Annotated in this window: 15 protein-coding genes; 6 read left to right on the forward strand and 9 right to left on the reverse strand. The window is 72.4% G+C overall.

The window, feature by feature from the left end; all coding sequences use genetic code 11:
• The first annotated feature begins 68 nt into the window (after positions 1-68).
• Positions 69-1,601, forward strand: coding sequence for an amino acid permease (locus ACZ56U_RS29235; RefSeq protein WP_469086948.1), 1,533 nt, complete (start codon positions 69-71; stop codon positions 1,599-1,601).
• Between the two features lie 219 nt (positions 1,602-1,820).
• On the opposite strand, the gene ACZ56U_RS29240 is transcribed toward ACZ56U_RS29235, so the two are convergent.
• Positions 1,821-2,402, reverse strand: a complete 582-nt coding sequence (locus ACZ56U_RS29240; protein ID WP_469086949.1) for a GNAT family N-acetyltransferase — start codon at positions 2,400-2,402, stop codon at positions 1,821-1,823.
• Positions 2,403-2,448: 46 nt separating this feature from the next.
• On the opposite strand from ACZ56U_RS29240, the gene ACZ56U_RS29245 reads away from it, so the two are divergent.
• Entirely contained in the window at positions 2,449-3,408 is a 960-nt protein-coding gene (locus ACZ56U_RS29245; protein ID WP_469086950.1) for an RluA family pseudouridine synthase, read from the forward strand.
• 19 nt (positions 3,409-3,427) lie between these two features.
• Here ACZ56U_RS29245 and ACZ56U_RS29250 read toward each other — a convergent pair whose 3' ends face one another.
• The 6 genes from ACZ56U_RS29250 to ACZ56U_RS29275 all read right to left on the reverse strand — a co-directional run bounded on the left by ACZ56U_RS29250 (position 3,428) and on the right by ACZ56U_RS29275 (position 8,845).
• Positions 3,428-4,915, reverse strand: coding sequence for a cytochrome P450 (locus ACZ56U_RS29250; RefSeq protein WP_469086951.1), 1,488 nt, complete (start codon positions 4,913-4,915; stop codon positions 3,428-3,430).
• Positions 4,916-4,967: 52 nt separating this feature from the next.
• Positions 4,968-5,588: a GTP-binding protein gene (locus ACZ56U_RS29255; protein WP_391241979.1), complete on the reverse strand. Its 621-nt coding sequence runs from the start codon at positions 5,586-5,588 to the stop codon at positions 4,968-4,970.
• Positions 5,569-5,970 (reverse strand): DUF742 domain-containing protein, encoded by a 402-nt coding sequence (locus tag ACZ56U_RS29260; RefSeq protein WP_469086952.1) that lies wholly within the window; start codon positions 5,968-5,970, stop codon positions 5,569-5,571. The genes ACZ56U_RS29255 and ACZ56U_RS29260 overlap by 20 nt, the downstream gene beginning before the upstream one ends.
• Positions 5,967-6,374, reverse strand: a complete 408-nt coding sequence (locus ACZ56U_RS29265) for a roadblock/LC7 domain-containing protein (protein WP_046261836.1) — start codon at positions 6,372-6,374, stop codon at positions 5,967-5,969. The genes ACZ56U_RS29260 and ACZ56U_RS29265 overlap by 4 nt, the downstream gene beginning before the upstream one ends.
• Positions 6,371-7,957 (reverse strand): sensor histidine kinase, encoded by a 1,587-nt coding sequence (locus ACZ56U_RS29270; protein WP_469086953.1) that lies wholly within the window; start codon positions 7,955-7,957, stop codon positions 6,371-6,373. The genes ACZ56U_RS29265 and ACZ56U_RS29270 overlap by 4 nt, the downstream gene beginning before the upstream one ends.
• Before the next feature lie 261 nt (positions 7,958-8,218).
• The gene (locus ACZ56U_RS29275) at positions 8,219-8,845 is read right to left on the reverse strand and encodes a TetR/AcrR family transcriptional regulator (protein ID WP_469086954.1); all 627 of its coding nucleotides are present in this window, start codon (positions 8,843-8,845) and stop codon (positions 8,219-8,221) included.
• 166 nt (positions 8,846-9,011) lie between these two features.
• On the opposite strand from ACZ56U_RS29275, the gene ACZ56U_RS29280 reads away from it, so the two are divergent.
• From ACZ56U_RS29280 to atzF, 4 genes are read left to right on the forward strand one after another with little or no spacing between them, the layout of a single operon-like run.
• Positions 9,012-9,836 carry an urea amidolyase associated protein UAAP1 gene (locus ACZ56U_RS29280; protein ID WP_469086955.1) on the forward strand — a complete coding sequence of 275 codons (825 nt, stop codon included), beginning with the start codon at positions 9,012-9,014 and terminating at the stop codon, positions 9,834-9,836.
• The gene (locus ACZ56U_RS29285; protein ID WP_469086956.1) at positions 9,833-10,435 is read left to right on the forward strand and encodes an urea amidolyase associated protein UAAP2; all 603 of its coding nucleotides are present in this window, start codon (positions 9,833-9,835) and stop codon (positions 10,433-10,435) included. The genes ACZ56U_RS29280 and ACZ56U_RS29285 overlap by 4 nt, the downstream gene beginning before the upstream one ends.
• The gene (locus ACZ56U_RS29290; RefSeq protein WP_469086957.1) at positions 10,432-13,944 is read left to right on the forward strand and encodes a 5-oxoprolinase/urea amidolyase family protein; all 3,513 of its coding nucleotides are present in this window, start codon (positions 10,432-10,434) and stop codon (positions 13,942-13,944) included. Before ACZ56U_RS29285 ends, ACZ56U_RS29290 begins: the two co-directional genes overlap by 4 nt.
• Positions 13,944-15,587, forward strand: coding sequence for an allophanate hydrolase (gene atzF, locus ACZ56U_RS29295; protein ID WP_469086958.1), 1,644 nt, complete (start codon positions 13,944-13,946; stop codon positions 15,585-15,587). Before ACZ56U_RS29290 ends, atzF begins: the two co-directional genes overlap by 1 nt.
• A 68-nt stretch (positions 15,588-15,655) precedes the next feature.
• On the opposite strand, the gene ACZ56U_RS29300 is transcribed toward atzF, so the two are convergent.
• Both ACZ56U_RS29300 and ACZ56U_RS29305 read right to left on the reverse strand, forming a co-directional pair.
• Positions 15,656-18,517 (reverse strand): DEAD/DEAH box helicase, encoded by a 2,862-nt coding sequence (locus tag ACZ56U_RS29300; protein ID WP_469086959.1) that lies wholly within the window; start codon positions 18,515-18,517, stop codon positions 15,656-15,658.
• Between the two features lie 40 nt (positions 18,518-18,557).
• Entirely contained in the window at positions 18,558-19,448 is an 891-nt protein-coding gene (locus tag ACZ56U_RS29305) for a diacylglycerol kinase (protein ID WP_469086960.1), read from the reverse strand.
• Positions 19,449-19,472 lie beyond the last annotated feature (24 nt).

Genomic DNA, 19,472 nt, shown 5'->3' on the forward strand with positions numbered 1-19,472 from the left:
CGAGCGAAACAGGCCTTCCCTAATTTCTGTCGCCTGACAGGAATTACGCGTCGAAGGCAGGTGCCGCCGTGCCGACCATCACCCCGTCCGACGTACGCCCCGATCCATCGGACTCCCCCGCCGACCGCTCCCTCGCGGAGTTCGGCTACCGCCAGGAACTCCACCGCAGCCTGGGCAGGTACGCGTCCTTCGCGGCCGGGTTCTCCTTCATCTCCGTCCTGACGACGGTCTTCCAGTTCTTCGCCTTCGGGTACGCGTTCGGCGGCCCCGTCTTCTTCTGGGCCTGGCCGGCGGTGCTGGCCGGGCAGTTGCTGGTGGCGGCCTGCTTCGCGGAACTGGCCGCCCGCTATCCCCTCTCGGGCGCGATCTACCAGTGGTCCACGCGGCTGTCGAACCCCACCTTCGGCTGGTTCGCGGGCTGGATCATGGTCATCGGGCAGATCGTGGTGGTCGCGGCGGCCGCGCTGGCCCTCCAGGTGGTCATGCCGGCGATCTGGTCCGGGTTCCAGCTGGTCGGCGACGACCCGGCGCCGACCTCGGCGAGCGGCGCGGCCAACGCGGCGATCCTGGGCGTCCTCCTGCTGGCCCTGACGACCCTCGTGAACGTCATCGACAACCGGGTGATGTCCCTGATCAACCGGGTCGGTGTGACCGCCGAGATCATCGGCGCGGTCCTGATCATCGTGCTGCTGCTGACCCACTCACGGCGCACCCCCGGCATCACCTTCCACACCGGTCCCGCCCTGGAGCCGGGCCTGTTCGGGGCGCTGCTCGTGGGGTCGTTCACGGCGGCGTACGTGCTGATCGGCTTCGACAGCGCCGGGGAGATGAGCGAGGAGACACGCTCCCCACGGCGCACCGCGCCCCGCACGATCCTCACCGCGCTCGCCTCGGCGGGCCTGCTCGGCGGACTGATCATCCTGGGCGGCCTGCTCGCCGCGCCCAGCCTCACCGATGGCCGACTGGGCCTCGAAGGCCTCAGTTACGTCCTGACGAGCAGCCTGGGGGACGGGGTCGGGCGCGCCCTGCTGGTCGACGTGGTGGTGGCCATCGCGGTGGCGACCCTCGCCATCCAGACGGCGGCCTGCCGGATGCTGTTCTCCATGGCCCGCGACGGCCGGCTCCCCTTCTCCGGGCGCCTCGCGCGCGTGCACCCCCGCACCGGTATGCCCGCTGCCCCCGCGCTGGTGGTCGGTGCCCTCGCCGCCGCCCTGCTGCTGCTCAACTTCGCCTCCCCGGAGGCGTTCCTGGCCATCGGCACGACCTGCATCGTGATGCTGTACCTGGCGTACGCGATGGTCACCGGCCCCCTGCTGCTCGCCCGCCGCCGCGGCCGCTTCACCTCCGAGGGCACCGACGAGACCGGCGCCCCCCTCTTCTCGCTCGGCCGCTGGGGCGTCCCGGTCAACGCCCTCGCCCTCCTGTACGGCCTGTTCATGACGGTCAACCTGGCCTGGCCCCGGGCGGCGGTGTACGACCCGGCGGGCGGGCACTGGTGGTTCCAGTGGTTCACGGTGCTGTTCCTGACCGCGACGCTGCTGACCGGCGCGGCCTACCGGCTGCGGCTGCACCGGAAACGGACGACGCCCGTACCGGTCTAGCGCGGGCACCCCGCACGCGGGGGCGACGTGACTCGGCAGCCCGCCCTCGGACCGGCTCGGACCGGCTCGACCCAGGCCACTCGCCCCCACGCGTGCGTGAGGCGACGTGACTCGGCAGCCCGCTCTCGGACCGGCTCGGACGGGCTCGACCCGGGCCGCCCGCCCCGCACGCGTGCGTGAGGCGGCCTGACCCGGCAGCCCGCCCTCGGGCCGCCAGGCTCAGTCGCCCCGCACGCGTGCGTGGAGGTGCATGTCGTGCCAGCCGTCCGGGTGCAGGAGGGCGCTGCGTTTGGTGCCCTCCAGGGCGTATCCCGCCTTGGCCGCGACGCGGCAGGAGGCCCGGTTGACGGTGGAGTGGTGCAGTTCCAGGCGGTGGAAGCCGATCGTGTCGAGGGCCCAGCGGGTGAGGGCGGCCGTGGCGCGGACGGCGATGCCCCGGCCGCGTGCCTCGGGCGCGGTCCAGTAGGCGACCTCCGCCGTTCCGGAGCCGAGCAGGATGTCGCGCAGCCCGACCCGCCCCAGCAGCCGGTCGGTGTCCGCGTCGGTGACGGCCCACTGGGCGGCCCGCTCGCCCCGCCAGACCCCGCGCCACTGCTCGATCCAGGCGGCGGCCTCCTCGACGGAGTCGGCCCTGCGGACGTGCCACTGCTGGATCAGCGGGTCCTGGAAGGCGGCGTGGACGGCGGGCGCGTCCTCGGTCCGCCACGGGCGCAGGACCAGCCCGTCACCGGCGGGGAGGTCCGGCTGCGGGCTGTGGGAGAGGGTTCCGGCGGGCAGTACGGGCTCGATGAGGTACGGCATGGTCCGCATCCTGTCAGCGCCCGGGACCGCCGTACCCTTGATCCCGATGAGACGTCGCACCCCGCCCCCGCCCTCCCCCCTGCCGCAGCGCGACGGAGTGGACCCCGTGCGGGTGCGGCTGCCGGGCGGGGGTGACTGGGCGACCGTCCGGGAGCACCTGGTGGAGCGGCTCAGCGGGGCGGGCGCCGGTGTCGTGGACGACCTGTTCGCGCGCGGCCGGGTGGTGGGGGCGGACGCCGAGCCCGTGGCGGCCGACGCCCCGTACGCGCCGGGCCTGTATGTGTGGTTCCACCGGGATCCGGCCCCGGAAGTGCCGGTGCCGTTCCCGCTGGAGGTCGTGCATCGCGACGAGCACATCGTCGTCGTCGACAAGCCGCACTTCCTGGCCACCACCCCGCGCGGCAGCCATGTCACCGAGACCGCGCTGGCGCGGCTGCGCCGGGAGCTCGGCATCGCGGAACTCGGCGCCGCGCACCGGCTGGACCGGCTGACCGCGGGCCTGCTGCTGTTCACGGTGCGGCCGGACGAACGCGGCGCGTACCAGGCGCTGTTCCGGGACCGGCGGGTGCGCAAGGAGTACGAGGCGGTGGCGCCCTACGATGCGTCGCTCGCCCTCCCCCGGACCGTGCGGAGCCGGATCGTCAAGGAGCGGGGGGTGCTGACCGCCCGCGAGGTGGCGGGCGAGCCCAACGCCGTCAGCCATGTGGAACTCGTCGAGCGACACGGGGAGTTGGGCCGGTACCGGCTCACGCCCAGCACCGGGCAGACGCATCAGCTGCGGGTCCACATGAACGCGCTCGGGCTGCCCATCCTCGGCGACCCCCTCTACCCCGAGGTCGCCCCGCCCGTACCGGCCGGGGACTTCCGGCGGCCGCTCCAACTGCTGGCGCGGTCACTGGAGTTCACCGATCCGGTCACGGGGGTGGAGCACCGGTTCCGCAGCACGCGGGTGCTGGGAGCCTGGTCGTCCCACGACGACTGGGCGGCGGGCCGACCCGGTCGGTAGCCGCGCCGCCCGGGCCCGGTCAGTAGCCGCGCCACCAGCGCAGGAAGCGCCGCCAGGCGCCCATCGGGCGGACCGGCTCCGGCGCCGGGGCCGGCTGCTGCGGCACCGCGGCGGGCTGGGGCTGGGCCGCGGTCGCCGATGGGGCCGACTGCTGCGGCCGGTCCATGCCGACCTGCCAGGCGGGCCGCGGCGGCGGGACCGGGGCGTGGCTCGGCTGCTGCATGATGTCCTGCTGCGGCTTGGGCTCGAACCGTACGGGCAGCTCCACGAGGTGGCGCGAGGAGATCGACTGCCGCCACTCCAGCTCGTCCTCGGCACAGTCCAGTTGGACGTCCGGCAGCCGCAGCAGCAGTGCGTCGACACCGGTGTCGGCGATGCCACGGGCGATGTCCTGACCGGGACACTCGTGCGGGCCGCCGCCGAAGGCGAGGTGGGAGCGGTTGCCCTGCATGTTGGCGTTCAGGTCGGGGCGGACGCGTGGGTCGACGTTGCCCGGCGCGATGCCGAAGAGCAGGCCGTCGCCCCTGCGGATGCGCTGGCCGCCCAACTCGGTGTCCTGTTTGGCGTAGTAGGCGAAGACCGTGCTGAACGGCGGCTCGTCCCACAGCGACTGCTCGACCGCCTCCTGCACGGTCATCTGGCCGCCGTTGAGCTGGGCCCGGAAACCGGGGTTGGTGAGCACGGCACGCAGGACGTTGCCGATGAGGTTGACCGTGGCCTCGTAGGCCGCCATGAGGACGAGCCACAGGTGGGTGGTGACCTCGTCGTCGGTGAGTTTCGCCGGGTGCAGGACGAGGTGGCTCGCGAAGTCCTCCTCGGGCTCCTTGCGGCGGCGCCGGGCGAGCCCCTGGAGGACGCCCATGACGTACGCCTGGCTGGCGTTGGCGGTCTCGGTGCCCTTGAGCAGGTCGCGGGTGGCCTGGACGAGCCGGTCGTCGTACTCCTCGGGCATGCCGAAGATCTCGCACATGATGGCCATCGGCAGGTGCTCGGCGAACTGGCCGACGAGGTCGGCCTCGCCCCGCTCGCAGAACTCGTTGACCAGGCGCTGGGTGTAGCGGTTGATGTGCCGGCGGATGGCCCGGTAGTCGATGGTCGACATGGCGCCGGTGACGGCCCCGCGCAGCCGCAGGTGTTCGTCGCCCTCGGCGTAGGAGCAGATGGGCGCCCAGGCGATGTGCGGCATCATCGGGTGGTCGGGCTTGACCATGCCCTCGATCTGCGGGGTCCAGATGCGGCTGTCCCGGCAGAACTGCGAGGGCGTGCCCACCAGATGGAGGTTCTCGGCGTGGCCGAGGACGATCCACATGGGCACGTCGTCGTGGAGCAGGACGGGCGCCACCGGGCCGTGTTCCTCGCGCAGTTGCTCGTAGAGGCTCTCGAGGTCCTCCGCGTCGGGGCCGTACAGCCGGTGCAGTCCTCCGGGGCCACGGCCGTGGGCGGGGCAGCCGGGGGGTGGGCCGGCCAGGGGGTCGGCACCGGTCGGGAAGTGGGTTTCAGGCGTCACTGGGGTCGCTCCGAAGGGGATCCGGTTTCGGGGGATGGGCGCGGCTCTCCGGTCAGGTGAGCTGGCCCGTCAGCGCGAGCGAGTGCAGGAAGCGCATCAGGGTCATGAGGGTGTCCCGGCTGGAGGCACGGCGGCGCGCGTCGCACTCCACGATCGGGATGTCCTCGGACAGGTCGAGCGCGGCGCGCAGGTCGGCGACGGGGTAACGGGGCCCGTCCGGGAAGGTGTTGACGGCGATGACGAAGGGCACGCCGCGCTCCTCCAATCGGCCTATGACGTCGAAGCTGACCTCCAGGCGCCGGGTGTCGACCAGCACCACCGCGCCGAGCGCTCCTTCGAACAGGCCGTTCCACAGGAACCAGAAGCGTTCCTGGCCGGGGGTGCCGAACAGGTAGAGCACGAGCTGGTCGGTGATGCTGATGCGGCCGAAGTCCATCGCCACGGTGGTGGCGGTCTTGGTCTCGGAGCCGTAGTTGTCGTCGACCCCGATTCCGGCCTGGGTCATGGTCTCCTCGGTGGTCAGCGGCCTGATCTCGCTGACCGAGCCGACCATGGTCGTCTTGCCGACTCCGAAGCCGCCCACGATCACGATCTTCACCGCGGCCTGGGCCGTGTGCGGGAGTCGATCCTCTGTGCGTGGGCCGGGGATGGTGTCAGAGCCTTTGAAGTCCATGCATCACCGCTTCGAGAAGGGAACGGTCGGGGAGCGCCTGGCGGACGATCGGGGCGCGCACCTGCACCAGCTCGGCCGTCAGCATCTCGGTGAGCAGGGTGGTCATCACGCTGAACGGCAGGCTCAGATAGGCCGAGAGCTCGGCGACCGAGATCGGGGCCGTGCTGAGCCGGAGGATCGCCGTCTGCTCGGGTGTGGCGGAGGGCGGCGCGTCGGCGCGCGCCACGATTAACGCGACCAGGTCGAGGTCGGCCCGTTCGCCGTCCGGTCCGGCCACCACGTACAGCCGTTCCGGGGGGCGCTTGCCGTCGCCCTCGCCCACGGGTTTCGGGGGCGGTTCTTCCTTCGGGGGAAATCGCCGTCGGCGTTGCGGAGGAGTCATACGGTCTGCCCGTTACGCCTGGGCGGACTGGTCAGATGGGCGCCGATCCTGACGACGAGGTCGCGCATCCGGTTGCTCATCAGTCCCGGTTCGGCGACCACGTCGGACAGGACGGCGAGATAGGCGTTGGCGCCCGCGGCCATCAGGTAGAAGTAGCCGCCGTTGATCTCGATGATGACCATCTTCATCCGGCCGTCGCTGTCCGGGATCTCGTGGGCGACGGCGTGGGCGAGGCTCTGCAGTCCCGCGCAGGCCGCGGCGACGCGGTCGGCGGCGTCCGGGTCGCCTCCGTAGCGAGCGATGCGCAGGCCGTCGGCGGAGAGCACCACGATCATCTCGATGCCCGGTACCCCGTCGGCGAGATCCTTGAGCATCCAGTCGAAGTTGGCTCGCTGCTGGATCACGTGTGGTCCCTCTCGTCGTCGGCCTCGGTGCGGACCGGCTCGGTGGTCGTCTGGGTGGGTGCGGTCGGGTCGGGGCCGCCCTTGAGCCCGTTCCAGAAGGCCTCGACCCACAGTCCGGGTTCGGGTTCGTCCTTCTCCGGCTCGGGTTCGGGGGCGGGGGTCGACCAGATGGTCGGCCTGCCCTCCCGCTCGGCCTTCTCGATGGCCGCCTGCTCGGCGATCCGCTGGCTGAGCGGGGTCTTGACCCGACTGCGCCGCTGCGGCAGCCCGTTCGCCGTCCATTCGGTCACCTCGGGGACGTCGTCCTCCATGGACACGGATGCCGGGATGCGGGGGCTGGTGGGGCGGCGCTTCTTGGGTGCGCGCTTGGGACCTTCGAGCGCACCTTCGGTCTTCGGCACGGCGGCGGCGCCGATGCCGTGAGCGAGTCCGGGGGCCGGGTCGCTCGTCATCATCTCGCGCGGCACGACGAGGACGGCGCGGACACCGCCGTACGCCGAGGAGCGCAGCGATACCTGCATGTTGAACTGCGTGCACAGACGGCCCACGACGGCCAGGCCCAGGCGCGGGGAGTCGCCGAGGACCTGGAGGTCGACGCCGGCCTTGGCGCGCTCCAGCATGCCCTCGGCCTTGGCGCGGGCCTCCTCGCTGAAGCTGACGCCGGCGTCCTCGATCTCGATGGCGACGCCGGTCTGCACCTCGCTGGCGGTGACGTGGACCTTGGTCTGCGGTGGCGAGTAGCGGGTGGCGTTGTCCAGGAGCTCCGCGACCGCGTGGATGACCGGCTCGACGGAGATGCCGCGGATGTTGACGTGGGCGATGGAGTCCAGCTTGATGCGGCGGTACTCCAGGATGCGGGACATGCCGCCGCGCAGCACGCTGTACAGCGGGACGGGGTCGGGCCACTGCCTGCCGGGGCGGCCGCCGCCGAGGACGGAGATGGAGTCGGCGAGGCGGCCGATCAGCGCGGTGCCGTGGTCGATGCGCAGCAGGTCGTCGAAGACCTCGGGGTTGCGGCCGTGGTCCTCCTCCATCTCGCGGAGTTCCTTGTTCTGCTGGTGCACGATCGCCTGGACGCGGCGGGCGATGCTGACGAAGGAGCGCTGCGAGGAGTCGCGGAGGGCTTCCTCGTGATCGATGATCTCGAGCATCGTCTTGAGCAGGCGCACCTGCGACTCGGGGAGTTCGCGGTACGAGGGGTCGATGTCACCCAGTCGGCGAATCACCTCCCCGGGGGAATTTCCGCATCGCAACCGGTAGATCGCGGCGGGCGCGATCTCCTTGGCGAGGCGGAGCATCTCCTCCTCGTGGGAGGCGACCCGGCGTTCCAGATACGCAGTGTTACGGGCATGCTCGGTCCGCAGGTGGCGCAGGGCCCGGCCGCGGCGCACCGCTTCGGAAGCCGTCGCGAGCACCAGGAGCATGGCCACGGCGCCGCAACAGGCGACGGCGGTCCGGGCCGGCTCCGGCACCAACGCGGCTGCGGCTCCGATGGCCGCGGCCATCGCTATCGCGGGAAGCAGGAGCACGCGCGCGTAGGGAAGTTCACGGCGTCCGGCGGGTGGGGATTGAACACTCACCATGTAAGGCCCTCGGAAACAAATCGGTTTGGATGCGCATACATAGGGAACAAGCGCACGAATACATCTCAACTCGGTGCGCCGCGGGCGAGCTTAGTCCGACCGGATCATCGCTGTGTCATATTCAGCAAGCCCCTGAAATCGCCCCCGAGACAGGAGTACTCTCAGATCCATTTACACGCTGCGCCTTCGTTCGCACACGGTGCGTCACGGCGTACGCCCATACGAAGACCACTCACCGTGACGGGTGAACGGGGTCCGGGTTCAGACCCCGGCGATCCGCAGGGCCGCGTCCGCGGTGGCTTCCGCAAACACCGACACCGGGCGGTCGGGCTCGGAGCGGTGGACCAGGATGACGCCCTCGATCAGCCCGAAGACCAGGTCGGTACGGAGTTCCAGCTCGCTCTTCGCGAGCGCGCCACCGGCCTCCGTGGCGGCGATCAACTGCCGGTAGGCGTCCTTGAGTTCGGCGCGCACGGCGTGGAATCCGGCGAAGCGCTCGGCGCGCACCTCGGGCAGCAGGTAGAGGCCGCCGAGGTTGTGCGGACCGCCGCACAGCAGCTCCACGTCCGCACGGCACAGCTTCCACAGCCGGTCCTCGGCCGGGGCCGCGACGTCGGCGAGGAGTTCCCGGGCGTAGCCGAGGGACGGGGTGACCGTGGACTCCAGCAGCCGGGCGAGCAGCTCCTCCTTGCCGGAGACGTAGTGGTACATCGAGGCCTGGCGCATGCCCGCGCGTTCGGCGACGGCCCGGGTGGTGGTGGCCGCGTAACCGCGGGTGGTGAACAACTCGGCGGCGGCCGCGAGCAGTTCGTCGCGCGGCTCCAGCCCGCTGTCCGGCCGTTGCGCCGCACGCGGTCTGCCGACCCGCCGTCCACCCGTCGCTCCCATGCGCCGATCCTCGCACAGCGACCCGCCCGATGATCTTCGAAAGGAGCCGGTCGGGCCGGGTGAGGGGCCGGTAACCACCCCGCAATGCCCGGGCAACCGCCGTGACCCACCCCGCTCCTAATTTCTGTCGCACGACAGAAACAGCACCGGAGCCGGAGGTCCCGCGATGGCGACACAGACCACGTACGGAGCCCGCGATCACGCCCGCGCCCAGGAGGGCACCCGCGTGGAGGCGATGCCCGTCGTCCCGGCGGCCGACTGGCCGGAGCCGCCCGCCGACGCCGGCCGGCTGGTGTGGGCCGAGACGGTGGCGGGCGGCAACTACACGCACCGGGTGCTGGCCCGCGGCACCGCGCTGCGCCTGACCGACCTGCGCGGCGACGCCTGCGCCCATCTGCTGCTGTACGCGGCGGACCGGCCCTGGGAGCGGCTGAACGTGGCCGACACGGTGAAGGTGCAGTGGAACGCCTATCTGGGTGAGGGCGCCCTCCTCCTGTCCGACCAGGGCCGCGTCCTCGCCTCCCTGGTGGCCGACACCTCCGGCCGCCACGACGCCCTGTGCGGCACCTCCACGCTGGCCCGCAACACCGAGCGGTACGGCGACGGCACCCCGCAGTCCGACTCCCCCGCCGGACGAGAGTTGCTGAAGCTGGCGGCCGCGAAGAACGGCCTGGAGCCGCGCGACCTGCCGCCGTCGCTCTCCTTCTTCCAGGGCGTGCGGATCCACGAGGACGGCGCCCTGGACTTCACCGGCTCGGCCGGACCCGGCGCCGCCGTCACCCTGCGCGCCGAGCAGGACGTCACCGTGCTGATCGCCAACGTGCCGCACCCGGTCGACCCGCGCCCCGACTACGTCAGCACCCCACTGGAGGTGCTGGCCTGGCGCGCGGCGCCGACGGGCCCCGAGGACCCGCTGTGGAACGCCACCCCGGAGGGCCGTCGCGCCTTCCTCAACACCGCCGAACTCCTCGCCGCGAGGGGGCTCGCATGAGCACGACCGTCGTTCCCGCCCGCGGGGCCTGGTCCGCCGTCGTCCCGGCCGGCCACACCCTCACCCTCACCGATCTGCACGGCAACCAGGCCGTCGACTTCCTCGTCTACGACGCCCATGACACCGCCGTGCGCTACAGCGCGCCCGACACCGTCCAGGCGCGGGGCAACCTCTTCCTGACCACCGGCAGCGTGCTGATGTCGAACGAGCACACCCCGCTGATGACCGTGCTCGACGACGAGGTGGGCCGCCACGACACGGTCGGCGGCGCCTGCTCCAAGGAGTCCAACACCCTGCGCTACGGCCACCACACCTGGTCGCAGCACGCGTGCGTGGACAACTTCCTGGCCGAAGGCGCCCGTTACGGCCTGGGCAAGCGCGACCTGGTCTCCAACGTCAACTGGTACATGAACGTCCCGGTCGAGAAGGACGGCACCCTCGGCATCGTCGACGGCATCTCGGCCCCCGGCCTGCGGCTGACCCTGCGCGCCGAGCGCGATGTGCTGGTCCTCGTCTCCAACTGCCCCCAGATCAACAACCCCTGCAACGGCTTCGACCCGACGGCGGTGGAGATCACGATCACCGGGGCGGGCGCATGACCTTCGACACCCTGCTCGTCGCCAACCGGGGCGAGATCGCGGTACGGATCATCCGTACCGCCCGCGAACTGGGCCTGCGCACGGTCGCGGTGTACTCCGACCCGGACCGCTCGGCCCCCCATGTGCGGCTCGCGGACCAGGCCGTACGGCTGGGCCCCGCGCCCGCGAAGGAGTCGTACCTGGACGCCGAGCTGGTGCTCAGGGCGGCCAAGGACACCGGGGCGGGGGCCGTTCACCCCGGGTACGGCTTCCTGTCGGAGGACGCGGGGTTCGCCCGGCGCTGCGAGGCGGCCGGGATCGTGTTCGTGGGCCCGACGCCGGAGCAGCTGGAGCTGTTCGGCACCAAGCACACGGCGCGTGCGGCGGCCGAGGCGGCAGGGGTGCCACCGGCACCGGGGACGGGGCTGCTGGGGTCGGTCGCGGAGGCGCTGGGGGCCGCCCGGGTGATCGGCTACCCCGTCATGCTCAAGGCCACCGGCGGTGGCGGCGGCATCGGTATGTCGGCCTGCCGCTCCGACGCCGAACTGGCGGACGCCTGGGAGCGCGTGCAGCGCGTGGCCGCCGCCTCCTTCTCCTCCGCGGGCGTCTTCCTGGAGCGGCTCGTCGAGCACGCCCGCCATGTGGAGGTGCAGGTCTTCGGCGACGGGGAGGGCGGGGTCGTCACCCTCGGCGACCGCGACTGCTCGCTCCAGCGCCGCAACCAGAAGGTGCTGGAGGAGGCCCCGGCACCGGGGCTGTCCGATGTCGTGCGCCACCGACTCGCGGCCGGGGCGCGCGACTTGTGCGCCTCCGTCCGCTACCGGTCCGCGGGAACCGTCGAGTTCGTCTACGACACCGCCCGCGAGGAGGCCTACTTCCTGGAGGTCAACACCCGCCTCCAGGTGGAGCATCCCGTCACCGAGGATATCTACGGCGTCGACCTGGTCGCCTGGATGCTCCGGCTGGCCCTCGGTGAACCGGACGTCGTGCGCGAGCCGGGCCCGCCCCGCGGCCACGCCGTCGAGGCCCGCCTCTACGCCGAGGACCCCTCGCGCGAACACCGGCCCAGCGCGGGCCTGTTGACGCGGGTGGAGTTCCCGCCGGGGGTGCGGGTCGACGGCTGGGTGGAGTCCGGCACCGAGGTGACCGCCTCCTACGACCCGATGCTCGCGAAGATCGTCGCCCACGGCCCGGACCGCGCGCACGCGCTCCGCAGGCTCGACGAGGCGCTGGCCCGCACCCGCGTGGACGGCATCGAGACCAACCTGGGCCTGCTCAGGGCCGCCCTCGCCGATCCCCGCTTCACCGAGGCGGCCCACTCGACGGCCACCCTCGCCGAGGTCCACGACCCCACGCCCCGGATCGAGGTCACCTCCGGCGGCACCCTCACCACCGTGCAGGACTGGCCCGGCCGCACCGGGTACTGGCAGGTCGGCGTGCCCCCGAGCGGCCCGATGGACGACCTGTCCTTCCGGCTCGGCAACCGGGCACTCGGCAACCACGAGGGCGCGCCGGGGCTCGAATGCACCCTCCAGGGGCCGACGTTGCGGTTCAGCCACGCCACCACCGTGTGCGTGACCGGAGCCCCCGCGCCGGTCACCGTGGACGGCGCCGCGGCCGCCCAGTGGCGCCCGGTGACCGTGCCGGCCGGTTCGGTGCTGGAGATCGGGGCACCCGCCGAACTCGGCCTGCGTACCTATGTGTTGTTCGCCGGAGGCCTCGACGTCCCCGCCTACCTCGGCAGCGCGGGCACCTTCACCCTGGGCCGCTTCGGCGGACACGGCGGGCGCGCCCTGCGGACCGGGGACGTCCTGCACGGCGGGACCGTGACCGAGGGAACCCCGGTCGCCGACCCGCCCCGCTTCACCCGGACCTGGCACCTCGGTGCCGTGGAAGGCCCGCACGCCGCACCGGAGTTCTTCACCGAGGACGACATCCGGGACTTCTACGCCGCCGACTGGAAGGTCCACTTCAACTCGGCCCGCACCGGGGTCCGCCTCGTCGGCCCCACACCCCGCTGGGCCCGCACGGACGGCGGTGAGGCGGGCCTGCACCCGTCCAACATCCACGACACCCCGTACTCGGTGGGCGCCGTCGACTACACCGGCGACATGCCGGTACTGCTCGGCCCGGACGGTCCCTCGCTCGGCGGGTTCGTGTGCCCGGCGACCGTGCTCAGCTCCGAGCGCTGGAAGCTGGGCCAGCTGCGACCGGGCGACACGGTGCGCTTCGTCCCGGTGACGACCGACGGCTCGGCGCGCCCGGCGATCGTGGACGGCGGCATCCTCGCCCGCGACGGCGACGTGACCTACCGCCGCAGCGGCGACGACAACCTGCTGGTCGAGTTCGGGCCCATGCAACTCGACCTGGCCCTGCGCATGCGCGTCCACGCGCTGATGGAAGCGGTGGCCGACACCAGTCTGGACGGCGTCACCGACCTCACCCCCGGCATCCGCTCCCTCCAGATCCGAACGGACCCCGTGCGGCTGCCGCAGCACGAACTCCTCGCCACCGTGCGGGAGATCACCGCCTCCCTCCCCCCGAGCGACGCACTCGTCGTCCCCTCCCGCACAGTGCACCTCCCCCTCTCCTGGGACGACCCCGCCACCCGCGAGGCCATCGCCCGCTACATGGCCGGGGTACGGGACGACGCGCCCTGGTGCCCCTGGAACATCGAGTTCATCCGCCGCGTCAACGGCCTTGAGTCGGTGAACGACGTCTACCGCACGGTCTTCGACGCGGAGTACCTCGTCCTGGGCCTGGGCGACGTCTACCTGGGCGCCCCCGTCGCCACCCCCCTCGACCCGCGGCACCGCCTGGTGACCACCAAGTACAACCCGGCCCGCACCTGGACGGCCGAGAACTCGGTCGGCATCGGCGGGGCCTACCTGTGCGTCTACGGCATGGAAGGTCCCGGCGGCTACCAGTTCGTGGGCCGTACGACCCAGGTGTGGTCGCCCTGGCAGCAGCGCGGCGCGTTCGAACCGGGCTCACCCTGGCTGCTGCGCTTCTTCGACCGCGTCAAGTGGTATCCGGTGGGCGCGGACGAACTCCTGCAACTGCGCGCCGACATCACGTCCGGCCGGTTCGTGCCGCGTATCGAGGAGGGCACCTTCTCGCTCGCCGAGCACCAGGCCTTCCTCACCGAACACGCCGATTCCATAGCGGAGTTCAGGGCACGCCAGCAGGCGGCCTTCGCCGCGGAGCGGGACGCGTGGGAGGCGGCGGGCGAGTTCGCGCGGGCCGAGGCGGTCACGGCCCCGGCCGCTTCCCCCGCCGAGGTGACGGTCCCGCCGGGCGGACGGCTCGTCGAGGCGGAGTTCGCCGCGTCCGTATGGCAGGTGAACGTGTCGCCCGGCGACCGGGTCGCGGCCGGCCAGCCGCTCCTGGCGCTGGAGGCGATGAAGATGGAGTCCAGGGTGCCCGCGCCGATCGCCGGCGTGGTGGCGCAGGTCCTGGCCAGACCCGGCGACCAGGTGGAGGCGGGGACGGCACTGCTCGTCCTGGCCCCGGCCCCGAGGAGTCAGTGATGTCCGCAGTACAGCGTGTCCGCGCCGCCTATGCCCGCCTCGACGCCGTGGACCGCCCCGAGATCTGGATCGACCTGCGCCCCCGGGCGGAGGTCGAGGCCGAGGCACACACCCTGGACGAGCGGGTCGCCGCCGGCGAGCGGCTCCCCCTCGCCGGCCGCCTGCTCGCCGTCAAGGGGAACATCGACGTCGCGGGGCTGCCGACGACCGCGGGCTGCCCGGCGTACGCCTACGCGCCGGTGGCCGACGCAACCGTGGTCGCCGGACTCCGCGCGGCGGGGGCGATCGTGCTGGGCACCACGAACCTGGACCAGTTCGCGACCGGCCTGGTCGGCACGCGCTCACCCCACGGCGCCGTCCGCAACGCCCACGACCCCGCCCGTGTCAGCGGCGGCTCCAGCTCCGGCTCGGCCGTCGCGGTGGCGCTCGGCATCGCCGACCTCGCCCTCGGCACCGACACCGCGGGCTCCGGCCGGGTGCCGGCCGCCTTCAACGGCATCGTCGGTCTCAAACCCACCCGCGGTCTGGTCCCGACCGCCGGTGTCGTCCCGGCCTGCGCCTCCCTGGACTGTGTGACGGTCTTCGCCCGCACCCTGCCGGAGGCCGAGCAGGCCTTGGCCCACATGGCGACCGGCACACCACCGGCCCGTCCCGGCCGCCCGCCGGGCCCCTGGCGGATCGCGGTCCCGCCGCGCGAACAGCTCGGTGACCTGGACGAGGGCTGGGCGGAGGCGTACGAGGCGGCCATCCAGCGGCTCGTCGCGGCGGGCGCGGCGGTGCGGGAGATCGACCTCACGCCCTTCAGCGAGGCGGCCGCGATGCTCTACGAGGGCGCGTTCGTGGCCGAGCGCTACACGGCCGTCGGGAGCTTTGTCGACAAGGCGATCTCGGAGGGCGTCGCCACCCTGGACCCCACCGTCGCCGGCATCATCACCCGCGCCCGCGACCTCCCGGCCCACCAGCTCTACGCCGACCAGGAGCGACTGGCCGCCCTGCGCACCCGCGCGGAGAGTGAACTCGCCGGCACGGACGCCCTGTTGCTGCCCACCACGCCGGGTCACCCCACCCTCGCGGAGGTCGCCGCCGATCCGCTCGGCGCCAACGCCCGGCTGGGCCGCTTCACCAACTCCACGAACCTCTTCGACCAGGCGGCGGTCGCCGTCCCGGCGGGAGAGGTGCACGGCCTGCCGTTCGGCGTGATGCTGATCGGCCCGGCACACACCGACGAGCGTCTGGCGAGGATCGCGGCCCTGCTTCAGCCGCGGACACGGCTGGCGGTGGTCGGCGCCCATCTGACGGGCCAGCCCCTGAACCCGCAACTCCTGGCGCTGGGAGCCCGCTTGGACCGTACGACGACCACGGCCCCGGTGTACCGCCTGCACGCCCTGCGCACTGCCCCGCCGAAGCCGGGCCTGGAACACGTGGGCACGGGCGGCGCCGCGATCGAGACGGAGATCTGGCACCTCCCGGCGGAGGGCCTGGGCCGCCTCGTCGCGAGCCTCCCCCGCCCGATGACCCTCGGCAGCGTCGAACTGGCCGACGGCACCAGCGCCCCCGGCTTCCTGTGCGAACCGTCCGCCCTCGTGGACGCGGAGGACATCACCTCGTACGGAGGCTGGCGGTCCTACGTGAACGCCGACTAGGACAGCGACCCAGGGGCGCGGGGAATGCGCGACAAGCCACCACGCACTCACCCCCGCGCCCCGTCAGGTCACCCCACCGACGAGTAGGCCACAACCCCTCGCAGCAGCAGATCCACGGCCTTCCGCGCGTTCTTCGCCACGGAAGCCCCGTCACTCCCGGAGACCGGGGCCGCCGCCGAGATCTGCCCGAGGACGTCGATGACCTGCTTGCACCACCGGACGAAGTCGCCCGCCGGCATCTCCGCCTCCCGCAGCACCTCGTCCAGCCCCTTCCCCGAGGCCCACATGTACGCGGCCCAGGCGAACCCGAGATCGGGCTCCCGCTGCCCGACCCCCTCCGTCTGGTTGATCCGGAAGTCCTCCTCCAGCGCGTCCAGCCGCCCCCAGATCCGCACCATCTCCCCGAGCGCGGCCTTCGCCTTGCCGGACGGCACCTTGGGCGCCATGGCGTCGTCGCCGACCCTGGCCTCGTAGACCAGCGCGGAGACGCAGGCGGCGAGTTCGGCGGGAGCGAGCCCTTCCCAGACCCCCGCCCGCAGGCATTCGCTGGCCAGCAGATCGAGCTCGCCGTACAGCCGCGCCAGCCGCTTGCCGTGCTCGGTGACCTCGTTGCCGCGCAGATAGTCCAGCTCGGTCAGGAGCGCGACGATCCGGTCGAAGGTCCGCGCGATGGTGTTGGTCCGGCCCTCGATGCGCCGCTCCAGCTGCGAGGTGTCCCGCAGCAGCCGGTGGTAGCGCTCGGCCCAGCGCGCGTGGTCCTCGCGCTCGTCGCACCCGTGGCACGGGTGGGCCCGCAGGGCCGTCCGCAGCCGCGCGATCTCGCGGTCGTCCGCCGCCTGCGCCCGCTTCTTCCGCGCCCGCTCCGGCGGGATGTGCCCGGCCTTGGTGCGCAGCGCGGAGGCGAGGTCCCGGCGGGACTGCGGTGAGCGCGGGTTGAAGGACTTGGGGATCCGCATCCGCTCCAGCGGCTCGACGGGAACCGGGAAGTCCATCGACGCGAGCCGCTTGACCTGCCGTTCGGCGGTCAGCACCAGCGGGCGCGGCCCGTCGTGGTGCTCGAAGCCACGGTGGCCGTTGGACCGGCCGGCGGGCAGCCCCGGATCGAGGACCAGCGCCAGACCGGCGTACTTGCCCGCCGGCACATGGATGACATCGCCCGGCCTGAGCTTCTCCAGCGCGGTGGCCGCCTCGGCCCGCCGCTGGTTGACACCCTGCCGGGCCAGTTCGGTCTCCCGGTCCTTCAGCTCCCGGCGCAGCCGCGCGTACTCCTCGAAGTCGCCGAGGTGGCAGGTCATGGACTCCTTGTAGCCCTCCAGCCCCTCCTCGTTGCGCTGCACCTGCCGCGAGATCCCGACGACCGACTTGTCGGCCTGGAACTGCGCGAAGGACGTCTCCAGCAGCTCACGCGAGCGATGCCGCCCGAACTGCTCGACGAGGTTGACCGCCATGTTGTACGACGGCTTGAAGCTGGACCGCAGCGGGTACGTGCGCGTGCCCGCGAGACCGGCCAGGTGCTCCGGACTCATCCCGCGCTGCCACAGCACCACGGCATGGCCCTCGACGTCGATGCCGCGCCGCCCGGCCCGCCCCGTCAGCTGCGTGTACTCACCCGGTGTGATGTCGGCGTGCTGCTCGCCGTTCCACTTGACGAGCTTCTCCAACACCACCGACCGCGCGGGCATGTTGATGCCCAGGGCGAGCGTCTCGGTGGCGAACACGGCCTTCACCAGGCCGCGGACGAACAACTCCTCGACGACCTCCTTGAACGTCGGCAGCATGCCCGCGTGGTGGGCCGCGATACCGCGCTCCAGGCCCTCCAGCCACTCGTAGTAGCCGAGGACATGAAGGTCCTCGGTGGGGATGGAGGCGGTGCGCTCCTCGACGAGGGCCCGGACCTTCGCCCGCGCCTCGTCGTCGTTGAGCCGCAGACCGGCGTACAGGCACTGCTGCACGGCGGCCTCGCAGGCGGCGCGGCTGAAGATGAAGGTGATGGCGGGCAGCAGGCCCTCGGCGTCGAGCCGCTCGATGACCTCGGGCCGCCCCGGGGTCCACACCCGCGACCGCTGCCGGCGCTCCCGCTCCCGGTCGGCCTCACGCATCGCCCGCCCGCGCCTGCGGTCCTGGTAGGACGGGCGCTGCGCCTCCATCCGCGCCAGGCGCGTGAGGTCGGGGTTGACTGCCTTCTTCTGGCCCTCGCCCTCCTCGAACAGGTCGTACATCCGCCGCCCGGCGAGTACGTGCTGGAACAGCGGTACCGGCCGGTGCTCGGAGACGATCACGTCGGTGTCCCCGCGGACGGTGTCCAGCCAGTCGCCGAACTCCTCGGCGTTGGACACGGTCGCGGAGAGGGAGACCAGGGTGACCGACTCGGGCAGGTGGATGATCACCTCTTCCCACACGGCGCCCCGGAAGCGGTCGGAGAGGTAGTGCACCTCGTCCATGACCACGTATCCGAGGCCCAGCAGGGTCTGCGAGCCCGCGTACAGCATGTTCCGCAGCACCTCGGTGGTCATCACGACCACCGGCGCCTCGGAGTTGACGCTGTTGTCGCCGGTGAGCAGGCCGACCTTGTCGGCGCCGTAACGGCGCGACAGGTCGGCGTACTTCTGGTTCGACAGTGCCTTGATGGGCGTCGTGTAGAAGCACTTCTTGCCCTGTTGCAGGGCGAGGTGGACGGCGAACTCGCCCACGATCGTCTTGCCCGAGCCGGTGGGAGCGGCCACCAGAACGCCCTTGCCCGACTCGAGCGCCTGGCAGGCCTCGATCTGGAAGGGGTCGAGGCCGAAGTCGTACATCTCGCGGAAGTCGGCGAGCGCGGTGGCCTGCTCGGCAGCGCGCCTGCGCGCGGCGGCATACCGCTCGGCCGGTGAGAGGTCCTCTGTCATCGTGCTTTCGAGCGTACCGGGCCGCACTGACAACAGGACGATCATTATCCGGATCCCGTCTTGGCAAACCCCGGATCCGTGCACTTCACAGGCCCGCGACGCGTACCGCCCCCCGTACGCACCGCGCGGTCAGCGGCAGCGGCCCGAGCGGTTCCCCGTCGGCGTACCCGGTGATCCCCGGCGCGCTGATCTCGACCTTCGCCGCCTGGTGCACGGTGACCGCGGCGTGGTCGACGTGGGTGCCCCGGTAGACGCTCGGGAAGACCTTCAGCAGCGTGGCCCGGCCGCAGTCCCCGACCACGGTGACGTCGAACAGCCCGTCGGTGAGGTCCGCTCCGGGACAGATCCGCATGCCACCGCCGTACGACGGTCCGTTGCCGATGGCGACGAGGGTCGCCTCGATCTCCCGGACCTCGCCGTCGTCGAGCCTGATCCGGTACGGGAAGGGCTTGAAGGCGGCCAGCTCGGCGATCATCGCCAGGTCGTACTTGAAGCGGCCGGTGGGCCACCGCATGCGGTTGCCGCGGTCGTTCACGCGGGAGTCGAAGCCGGAGGCGAGGACGGTGCCGAACCAGCGCGTCCGCACCTGACCGAGGTCGATGTCCCGCAGGTCGCCGCTCTTGAGGGCGTCGGCGATGCGGCGGCCGGCGGCGCCCGGGTCGCGCACCGGCAGGCCCAGGGCCCGGGCCAGGTCGTTGCCGGTGCCGACGGCGACCAGTCCGAGCGGGGTGCGGGTGCCCGCGACGGCCTGGAGGGCGAGGTTGGCCATGCCGTCGCCGCCGACGGCGATGAGGGCCCCGGTGCCGTCCGCGACGGCGGCACGCGCGCGTGCGAGGGCGTCCGGGGCGTTCTCCCCGAGGACCGTGCGTACGGAGAAACCGGCCGCCCGCAAAGCCGAAGCGGCCGGCTGCGCCGCGTGGGCGCCCCGGCCGCGCCCCGCGGTGGGGTTGACGAAGAGGGTGATCTCGCTGGCCACGTCACTGACCCTACGAGCCGCTTC

The sequence above is a fragment of the Streptomyces sp. NPDC034103 genome (assembly GCF_055575395.1).